The sequence below is a fragment of the Planktotalea sp. genome (assembly GCF_039984035.1).
Lineage (GTDB): Bacteria > Pseudomonadota > Alphaproteobacteria > Rhodobacterales > Rhodobacteraceae > Planktotalea.
The window spans coordinates 1-9242 of sequence record NZ_JBDWVM010000074.1; the positions used below are offsets into that span (position 1 = coordinate 1).

Annotated in this window: 8 protein-coding genes and 1 pseudogene; 4 read left to right on the forward strand and 5 right to left on the reverse strand. The window is 54.7% G+C overall.

Features of this window, described 5'->3' with window-relative positions; all coding sequences use genetic code 11:
- The 3 genes and pseudogenes from ABJQ89_RS03310 to ABJQ89_RS03320 form a co-directional block, all read left to right on the forward strand.
- Window positions 1-371 (forward strand): annotated as a pseudogene (locus ABJQ89_RS03310) (multidrug MFS transporter); the annotation flags it as partial.
- A gap of 93 nt (window positions 372-464) precedes the next feature.
- Window positions 465-1679 (forward strand): NADP-dependent isocitrate dehydrogenase, encoded by a 1215-nt coding sequence (locus ABJQ89_RS03315; protein ID WP_348494849.1) that lies wholly within the window; start codon window positions 465-467, stop codon window positions 1677-1679.
- 57 nt (window positions 1680-1736) lie between these two features.
- A complete protein-coding gene (locus ABJQ89_RS03320) occupies window positions 1737-2072 on the forward strand; it encodes a multidrug efflux SMR transporter (protein WP_348494850.1) in 336 nt (111 codons plus the stop codon).
- A gap of 5 nt (window positions 2073-2077) precedes the next feature.
- On the opposite strand, the gene ABJQ89_RS03325 is transcribed toward ABJQ89_RS03320, so the two are convergent.
- Together ABJQ89_RS03325 and ABJQ89_RS03330 are read right to left on the reverse strand one after the other, a co-directional pair.
- Complete coding sequence (locus tag ABJQ89_RS03325; RefSeq protein ID WP_348494851.1) at window positions 2078-2692, reverse strand: class I SAM-dependent methyltransferase; 615 nt, start codon at window positions 2690-2692, stop codon at window positions 2078-2080.
- 18 nt (window positions 2693-2710) lie between these two features.
- Entirely contained in the window at window positions 2711-3583 is an 873-nt protein-coding gene (locus tag ABJQ89_RS03330; protein WP_348494852.1) for an NAD(P)-dependent oxidoreductase, read from the reverse strand.
- A gap of 105 nt (window positions 3584-3688) precedes the next feature.
- Between ABJQ89_RS03330 and ABJQ89_RS03335 the strand changes: the two genes are divergently transcribed.
- On the forward strand, window positions 3689-6154 hold the full coding sequence (locus ABJQ89_RS03335) for a penicillin acylase family protein (RefSeq protein ID WP_348494853.1): 2466 nt from the start codon (window positions 3689-3691) through the stop codon (window positions 6152-6154).
- 69 nt (window positions 6155-6223) lie between these two features.
- On the opposite strand, the gene hflX is transcribed toward ABJQ89_RS03335, so the two are convergent.
- The 3 genes from hflX to ABJQ89_RS03350 all read right to left on the reverse strand — a co-directional run.
- Window positions 6224-7495: a GTPase HflX gene (hflX, locus tag ABJQ89_RS03340; RefSeq protein ID WP_348494854.1), complete on the reverse strand. Its 1272-nt coding sequence runs from the start codon at window positions 7493-7495 to the stop codon at window positions 6224-6226.
- A complete protein-coding gene (gene hfq / locus ABJQ89_RS03345) occupies window positions 7495-7734 on the reverse strand; it encodes an RNA chaperone Hfq (protein ID WP_348494855.1) in 240 nt (79 codons plus the stop codon). The genes hflX and hfq overlap by 1 nt, the downstream gene beginning before the upstream one ends.
- A gap of 147 nt (window positions 7735-7881) precedes the next feature.
- Window positions 7882-9242, reverse strand: a 1361-nt coding sequence (locus ABJQ89_RS03350; protein WP_348494856.1) for a potassium transporter TrkG, incomplete at its 5' end; no start/stop codon positions are given.

Genomic DNA, 9242 nt, shown 5'->3' on the forward strand with positions numbered 1-9242 from the left:
TGGCCAGCTTTGCCGTCGAAGCGGTGTTTTCCGCGGTGATGCTTGCTTTGACCATCTGGACCCCAAGCGATGTCGTCTACTTTGGTGCTTTCATCCTTTGGCAAACGTCGATCTTTTTCTTTGCTGGATTGGTCTTTGGTAACTTGAACGCGCTTGCGATGGAGCCTGTGGGTCATATCGCTGGCATGGCAGCATCTTTGATTGGGGGCATGGCAACACTACTGGCCATGCTGTTCGCGGTGCCTGTTGGACTTCTGTTCAACGGCACGCCGATGCCCTTGGCGATTATGTTTGTCCTTGCCAGTATTGCGGGCAGTTTCTTGATGTATCATTTAATGCGGCAAGAAGCTGCTGAAAGCAGCGCTAGCTAAGATTTTACGATGCAAAAACTTGGCGTTACGGGCTTGGGTGTGTAAGAAGATGGGAAAAGCGTAACCACGATCCCCACCTCGAAAGGTCCGATCATGAGCAAGATTAAGGTCGATAACCCCATCGTCGAAATGGACGGTGATGAAATGACCCGCATTATGTGGGATTTCATCAAGAAGAAACTCATCGAGCCATACCTCGATATCGACCTGCTCTACTATGATCTCGGCATCGAAGAACGTGATCGCACAGACGATCAGATCACCATCGATGCCGCTGAAAAAGCCAAAGAAGTCGGCGTTGCGGTGAAATGTGCGACCATCACCCCTGATGAAGCGCGGGTTGAGGAATTTGGCCTCAAGAAAATGTGGAAAAGCCCGAATGGCACGATCCGCAACATTCTGGGCGGCGTGATTTTCCGCCAGCCTATCATCTGTAAAAACGTCCCGCGCCTTGTTCCCGGTTGGACACAGCCGATTGTTGTGGGCCGTCATGCCTTTGGCGATCAGTACAAAGCGACGGACATGAAGTTTCCGGGCGCAGGTACGCTGACGATGAAATTCGTGGGCGAAGACGGTACAGAGATCGAACATGAGGTCTATCAAGCCGACAGCGCTGGTGTTTTCATGTCCATGTATAACATCGACAAATCGATCTACGACTTCGCGCGCGCGTCGTTGAACTATGGTTTGAACCTTGGCTGGCCTGTGTATCTCTCCACGAAGAACACGATCCTCAAACAATATGACGGTCGTTTCTTGGAGATTTTCCAAGAGGTCTATGATGCTGAATTTGCTGATCAATTCAAAGAAAAAGGCATCTGGTACGAACATCGCTTGATCGATGACATGGTCGCCTGCGCGATCAAATGGAACGGTGGTTTCGTTTGGGCCTGTAAGAACTACGATGGCGACGTGCAGTCCGATGTTGTGGCGCAGGGCTTTGGCTCGCTCGGGATGATGGCATCGCAACTGATGACACCTGATGGCAAGATCGTTGAATCCGAGGCCGCGCACGGCACTGTGACGCGTCACTATCGTCAGCATCAAAAGGGTGAAGCGACCTCCACCAACTCCATCGCGTCGATCTATGCGTGGACGGGCGGTCTGAAGCACCGTGCAAAGCTTGATAGCAATGATGCTTTGATGAACTTTGCCGAGACACTAGAGCGCGTTATCGTTGAAACCGTTGAATCCGGTCACATGACCAAAGATTTGGCGCTTCTGGTTGGTCCGGATCAGGGTTGGCTCACAACGATGGGCTTCCTTGAGAAGATCGAGGAAAACCTAAACGCAGCATTGGCTGGCTAGTGTAGAATAACAAACGGCGCTCATCAGAGCGCCGCTTTCGCTTGAAAGGATCGCGCGATGCCGATGCACTACATAGTTTTGCTTTTCGCGGTCCTATGCGAAACCATCGGCACTGCTGCACTGCAAGCCAGCGAACAGTTCACGAAATTCTGGCCTTCGGTTTTGGTCGTGATCGCTTATGGGATCAGTTTCTATTTCTTAGCGCTCGCGCTGCGCACAATCCCCCTTGGCATTGCCTATGCGCTTTGGTCCGCACTTGGGATCGTGTTTATCGCAGGCATTGGCTATCTTGTGTATGGGCAAAAGCTGGATTTACCCGCTATCCTTGGACTTGGCTTAATCCTGAGCGGTATTATCATAATCCACCTTTTCTCAAACACTTCAACGCACTAAAGCGCTTAGTTCGCGCGATACTTCGCGAGCCAGTTCGTCGATCCGCCGCAATCGGGATCTTCGACAACGAAATCGACAACCTCAAATCCATGCTGATCCAAAAGCGCGCGAAACTCATCGGGGGCAAGGCTCGCATGATAGAGGGGTTCGCCTTCAAACTCGCCCATCGCCACGCCGTGCCCTGTGCCGCTCGTAAACATAAGCGCCGCACCAGGGGCTGCATGTTTCTCGAAGATCGGGAACAGGCCACGCTGATCTTCTGGCGTTAGATGAAAGGACGAATGCCACGCAAGGATGCCATCAAACTTCTGCTCCAGGTCCAGCGAGCGCATGTCGGCGTTAATCCATGTGCTTCTCGGAAAGCGCGCCTGCGCGATTTCAAGCATTTCAGGTGAGGCGTCGATGCCGGTCACGGAACATCCCTGATCGATGAAATACCGCGCAATCGGATCACCAGTGCCGCAGCCAATATCCAAAATGCGTTTGGTGTCCGGCACGATACCCAAAAACACATCCATCCATTTGTGAGCCGTCCAAGGCTGCGCGGGTGTACGCCGCCGCGCCCAAGTTTGGGCATGGCGACGATAAAGACCAATGATGTTATCAGACTCGATGCTCATCTTTGGTCCTCTTTTGAATTAACCCATCGCTTTGAGACGTTTGATCAGGCTGGATGTGTCCCAGCGACCGCCGCCGAGCTTTTGCACATCTTTATAGAACTGATCCACAAGGGCCGTCACCGGAAGGCTGGCGCCCAACTCGTCACCCGCCTGAAGGCAGATGCCCAAATCTTTGCGCATCCAATCAACGGCAAAGCCATGTTCAAACTGATCGTCAATCATCGTCTCGTAACGGTTGGCCATTTGCCATGACCCAGCCGCGCCTTGAGAGATGACTTCAACAACAGCGCGCCCATCAAGGCCTGCTTTGTCAGCAAAGTGCAGTGCTTCGGAGAGACCTTGCACCAAGCCTGCGATCGCAATCTGGTTACACATCTTAGTCATCTGACCTGCGCCGCTATCGCCCAAACGGCGGCAGAGCTTGGCAAAGGAGTTGATCACAGGCTCTGCGCGTGTATATGCGCCCTCATCGCCGCCGCACATAACGGACAGTTGGCCATTTTCAGCGCCCGCTTGACCACCTGAGACAGGCGCATCAACAAAGCTGATCTGCGCGCTATCCGCGATCTTATAAAGCTCAGCCGTGACTTTTGCAGAAACCGTTGTGTGATCGACAAAGACCGCACCTTCGCTCATGCCTGCAAAGGCACCATCATCGCCGAGGCAGACAGACCGCAAATCGTCATCGTTGCCAACGCAGCAAAAGACGAAATCAGCACCGACTGCGGCTTCGCGCGGGGTTGGCGCAAAGCTGCCGCCATGTTCGTCGGCCCATTGGCGCGCTTTTTCGGTTGTACGGTTGTAAACGGTGACCTCATAGCCAGCTTTCGCCAAATGGCCAGCCATAGGATATCCCATGACCCCAAGTCCCAAAAACGCACATTTTGTCATCGGCTTTTCCCTCCGTTATAATTACCCTAAACCGTGTGTCGAACCCGTGCGTTAATTTCAAGTCATTTGCGCACTGATTCCAATACCGTGGGGAGTGACGACAATATGGTGATGATTTTTCGCTGGGCTTTGCGCTTGACGAGCGTCGCAATAATCCTTGCGGTGCTGGCTGCGCTCTTGGCTTACTACCTCGCCGCACGCTCGCTGCCCGATTATATCAAAACGTTGGAAGTCGATGGCGTCAGCCAGCCGGTTGAAATCGTGCGCGATAATGCGAATGTGCCCCATATTTTCGGCAGTAGCGATGCGGATGTTTATTATGGTCTAGGCTATGCTCATGCGCAGGACCGTCTGTGGCAAATGACGATGCTGCGCCGCACGGCACAGGGGCGTTTGTCTGAGGTCTTTGGCCCGCGCACATTGAGCATCGACACCTTACTGCGCCGATTGGATTTGTACCGCCTCGCGCGCGCTTCTGTGGACAGTCAAGATGCGCGCACGACTGAGGCGCTGAACGCGTATGCGGCTGGCGTGAACATGCGTATCAACGAAATCAATGAAAAAGCACTTGGGCGCGGCGCACCAGAGATGTTCCTGTTTGGCGCGCCAGTTTCGCCGTGGCGGCCAACAGATTCCTTGGCGGTTATAAAATTGATGGCCTTGCAATTGTCAGGCCATTTGCAGGACGAAGTATTGCGCGCGCGCACGTCTTTGGTCCTGCCTGATGAGGATCGTTTGTCAGATATTTTGCCCGATATCCCGGGAACGGGTGTCGCTGCATTGCCTGAATATGCCGCGCTCTTTGATGCGCCGCTGCCGCAATATGCGCAGGTCAGCGCTGAGCGTGATCCATTGCATCCCGTGCCTGCGCGCGGCCTTGCTGGAGCGTCCAATGCTTGGGCCGCTGCTGCGTCGCGCTCTGCCACAGGCGGCACGTTGCTTGCCAATGATCCGCATCTTGGGTTCACGGCCCCGACCATTTGGTATCTCGCGCGTCTAGAGCTGGAGGTCGGCGGTGTCATTGGCGGCACAATCCCCGGTATGCCCGTTATTTTGGCGGGGCGCAGCGCCTCGCTCGGTTGGGGTATCACGTCGTCCTACTTGGATGATCAAGACCTTTTCATCGAGGAGCTGAACCCAGAGAACAGCGAAGAATATCGCACGCCCACTGGTTTCAAACGCTTTGAGACCCGCAAATCGATTATCAACATCAAAGACGCTGAACCTGTCACGATCACTCTGCGCTGGAGTGACAATGGTCCTATCCTGACAGGCGCTGATTTCTCACTCGAAACCGTCACGCCCGAAGGTCATGTCGCCGCGCTCGCGTGGACGGCGCTCAACCCGCGAGACACATCGATGAGCGCTGCGCTTGGCATTATGCAAGCAGCGGACGTGCAAAGTGCCCTCGTGAGCGCGCAAAGCTACATTGCGCCGTCGCAGAACCTGACATTGGTCGATAAAGACAAGATCGCGCTCAAGCTCATTGGCGCGATGCCGCAGCGCGACCCTGATCACCAAAGCAAGGGCCGTATGCCCAGCCCCGGCTGGATTGCCGAAAATCGCTGGAAAGGCACGCTGCCTGTCAGCACCAATCCAGAGTTTCTTTCCCCTGAAGGCGGGATACTTGGCAATACAAACAACAAGCTGATTGAACGTCCCTTCCCTGTTCACGTCAGTTATGAATGGGGCGATAGTCAACGTGTGCAGCGCTGGCAACGTTTGATGCAAAGCCGCCAAGTGCATACGCGCGATAGCTTCATCGAAGCCCAGCTCGACACGGTCAGCTTCACCGCCCGCGCGTTGTTGCCGTTGATTGGCGCGGACCTGTGGTTCACTGGCGAGGCGGCCCAGAACGGCACGCCAGAACGTAAGCGTCAGATTGCGCTAGATTTGCTCGCAAATTGGAATGGGGAGATGAACGAACACCTGCCCGAACCTCTGATCTATTCCGCGTGGCTCCGCGCTTTGCAGGATCGTTTGATCCAAGATGAACTCGGCCCGCTTGCTGTTGAATTCAAACATGTGGAACCTTTGTTCATCGAACGCGTGTTCCGCGATATTGGCGGCGCGAGCAAATGGTGCGATATCTTGCAATCCTCACCAGAGGAAACCTGCACGGACGTCGCCCGAATTTCACTGGACGAGGCGATCCTATGGCTGGAGGAAAACTACAGCTCGGACCTCGCCTCTCTACGTTGGGGCGATGCGCACCAAGCGACACATGATCATGCGGTGTTGGGCAGCATTCCAGTGCTCCGGTATTTCGTGAACATTCGCCAATCCACGTCTGGAGGCGACAACACGCTGATGCGCGGGCGCACACAGGGCGGTATTGGCAAGGAAGCCTTCCTGAACGTGCATGGCGCGGGCTATCGCGGCGTCTATGACTTTGCTGACCCTGACAGCTCGCTCTTTGTGATCTCAACGGGGCAATCGGGGCATTTGTTCTCGCGCCACTACGACGATCTCGGCACGCTGTGGCGTCGCGGTGAATACATCCCCATGTCGCTTGATGAGGGCCTCGCGCGCGCGGCTTCTGTGGGCATCACAACGCTTACACCACAATAGAATTAGGCGAAGCCTGACGGCTTCGCCTTTTCAAAGTATCCAGAAGAGAGGCAAAGCCTCAGCTAAGGATCAAAGCGTTTGAAATTGCGCGCGATGCTTGGCTTTCCAGCGCAAGTCCAGCTCGAAGCCTTCTTCGCCTTGGCGCTCGGCCTCAACCAATGAACGCTCAAAGAGCCATGCGCGCTTTTTGCCATCCGCGTAGGGCAGTACCATCGTCTCTTCGATGATCTCGCCCTCTAACGCCTCTTCAACTGCGACGACAAAGTCCTGCATGCCGTGGCCCGTAAGCGACGAAACAGCGATCACATCATCATGACGATCTGCGCGGGCAAGCACGGCCTCTTGATCATCTTCATCCAGCAGATCGATCTTGTTCCAGACTTCGATCTGTTTGGCCTCTTCACCAACACCGAGCGATGATAGGATCGCGCGCACGTCTGTTGCTTGCTCTTCTGATCCTTCATGCGAGATATCGCGCACATGTACGATCAAATCGGCAGCGAGCACTTCTTCCAAAGTCGCGCGGAAAGAGGCGACCAATTCGGTCGGAAGGTCAGAGATAAATCCAACAGTGTCTGAGAGAATAACTTGCGGGCCATCAGGCAGTTCAACAGACCGCATTGTCGGATCAAGCGTCGCAAAGAGCATGTCTTTGGCAAAGACTTCTGCGCCCGTCAGACGATTGAACAGCGTTGATTTGCCAGCGTTGGTGTATCCGACCAAAGCGACAATCGGGAATGGCACCTTTGCGCGCGCATCGCGGTGTAGCGCGCGGGTTTTCACAACCTTGTCGAGCTTTCGACGCAGGCGCACCAATTGATCATCAATAGCGCGGCGATCTGATTCAATCTGGGTTTCGCCGGGACCACCGACAAACCCTAGACCACCCCGTTGACGTTCCAAGTGCGTCCAAGCGCGCACCAAACGCGTTCGTTGATAGCTCAGCGCAGCCATTTCGACCTGAAGCACACCTTCGCTCGTGCGGGCGCGATCCGAGAAAATCTCAAGGATCAGACCCGTGCGATCAAGGAGCTTCACGCCCCAGTCTTTTTCAAGGTTTCGTTGCTGAACAGGTGTCACAGGTCCATCAATAAGAACCAGATCAATCTCATGCTCATCAAAGACTTTGTGCAGCTCTTCAATCTTGCCTGATCCAAACAGAGCCCCAGAATGGGCTTTGGGCAGGCGCACAATGGTTTCGCCCATGACTTCAAGCCCGGGCAGCGCTTCAGCCAAGGCGACAGCCTCGGCGAGCGCCGGCTCAGGGAGGCGGCGGTCATTGTTGCTTTTGATGTCAGGGTGCAGAACCCAAGTGCGGGTTACCGACGGATCATGTCCCATCAGGCTTGATCTTCGCCCTCATAAAGGCTGATCGGCTGACTTGGCATGATTGTCGAAATCGCATGTTTGTAGACAAGCTGCGACTGACCATCACGGCGCAGAAGAACACAAAAGTTGTCGAACCATGTGATGACGCCTTGCAGCTTCACACCGTTGATCAGGAACACAGTTACCGGAACTTTTGTTTTGCGAACGTGGTTTAAGAACGCGTCTTGCAGGTTTTGTCTATCATTAGCCATTTGGGCATGCCTTTATTCTTGCGAGTATTATTTTGCGGCAAACACCCCCGCCTTCGGGAGTGCCGTCAATATGCAAAAGTATGTCGGCTCACGCAGGGAGTTTCCAGCGGTTTTTTGATCCGAGGTAAAACAATTTCCCCGTTGACGTCATTTCCGCCAAAGGCCGGGGGTAATAAGCGCGATAATTGCCAATGTCTCAAGGCGTCCGAGTATGGTTGCTGCGGCAAAGCAGAGTTTTGCCGCGTCAGGTAAATCAGCCAGAAAAATAGGCGTAGCGCCCCCGACTTCCAACAAAGGTCCCGTCGTTGAAAGCGCCGCAACAGACATGAGCATCGCATTTTCAAAACTCGCGCCAAAGGCTGCCAGCACTAATGTGATCAATGCCAACGATAAGGCAAACAGCATGAAGAAGATCCAAGCGGTGTAAGCGCCTTGGCGGCGGATACGTCGATCCCCTGCCCCTTTGCCGCTCACCGATGAAGGATGTATCAATTTTTGCATTTCGCGCAACCCGTTGAGGTAAAGCGTAAACACACGCAAAAGCTTCACGCCGCCTGCAGTCGTCGCAACGCCGCCACCCATTAAGGCCAGTCCCATAAGGATCACGCCGGGCGTGGCCAGCCCTGACCAGCCTTGCGCAGAGTCCCATTCGGCGCTGACAAGTCCGGTGGTTGTCAGGAACGAAAGCACCGTGAACATACCGCCCCAAAGCGCGCGAATACCTTGAAGCAAATCTTCCTCTTCGTTGACGTCAAAGGCGGCAAGCCAGTGCCGCGCGAAGAGGATCAAAGGCACGCCGATGACCAAGATCAGACCGATGCGAAATTCGGGGTCTTCATGCAGCCCGCGTGTATTGCCCGTGATCGTATCACTGGAAAACGTGAGACGGGATAGCGCGAAAAACAGGAAGATAAAGATTAGAAATTCAGTCGAAAAATTGGTCGGCGCTTCATGCAAACCGCCCGTCGCGGTGACGCCGCTGGTGGACAAGACGGCCATCGCATACATCAACCCGTCCAAAGCGCCGCTGCCTGTAATTACAAAGCAAAGCCAGAGGGTTAGAGTTAGTCCTGCATAGATAGGGAAAAGCCGTTTCGTCGTGCGCAACAGTCGCTGACCGGGCGTTGCTGCGCGCATATCAACGCGCCTCAGACTGCCTTGGCCGGGCTCTGCGCTTGTGGTGACCTCAAAGCCCCCTAGGTTCAGTGGCGCTAAGATCGCAGCGGCAGCCACCCACATGATCAAACCGCCGCTCCACGCCACCAACCCGCGCCACAAATGCAAACTGTCAGGAAGTCGCGATGGGTCGGGAAACAGCGTGGCCCCAGTGGTCGTCATGGAGGACACCATTTCGACGTAGGCGTTTACGAAACTCGTGGTCTCAAGCGCCTCATAAAACGGTACGGCCAAGAGCGCGGGCAAGAGCGAGAAAGCACCCAAAAGCGCCAACAAATGTTGCAGCGTGCTTTCTTCGCGTTCCCGACCTGACACAGCGATCCCGATGAGGC

Excerpts from the sequence above, each read along its gene's own strand:
- ABJQ89_RS03315 (WP_348494849.1), top strand. The coding sequence starts at position 465 with ATGAGCAAGATTAAGGTCGATAACCCCATCGTCGAAATGGACGGTGAT.
- ABJQ89_RS03320 (WP_348494850.1), top strand. The coding sequence starts at position 1,737 with ATGCCGATGCACTACATAGTTTTGCTTTTCGCGGTCCTATGCGAAACC.
- ABJQ89_RS03325 (WP_348494851.1), bottom strand. The coding sequence starts at position 2,692 with ATGAGCATCGAGTCTGATAACATCATTGGTCTTTATCGTCGCCATGCC.
- ABJQ89_RS03330 (WP_348494852.1), bottom strand. The coding sequence starts at position 3,583 with ATGACAAAATGTGCGTTTTTGGGACTTGGGGTCATGGGATATCCTATG.
- ABJQ89_RS03335 (WP_348494853.1), top strand. The coding sequence starts at position 3,689 with ATGGTGATGATTTTTCGCTGGGCTTTGCGCTTGACGAGCGTCGCAATA.
- hflX (WP_348494854.1), bottom strand. The coding sequence starts at position 7,495 with ATGGGACATGATCCGTCGGTAACCCGCACTTGGGTTCTGCACCCTGAC.
- hfq (WP_348494855.1), bottom strand. The coding sequence starts at position 7,734 with ATGGCTAATGATAGACAAAACCTGCAAGACGCGTTCTTAAACCACGTT.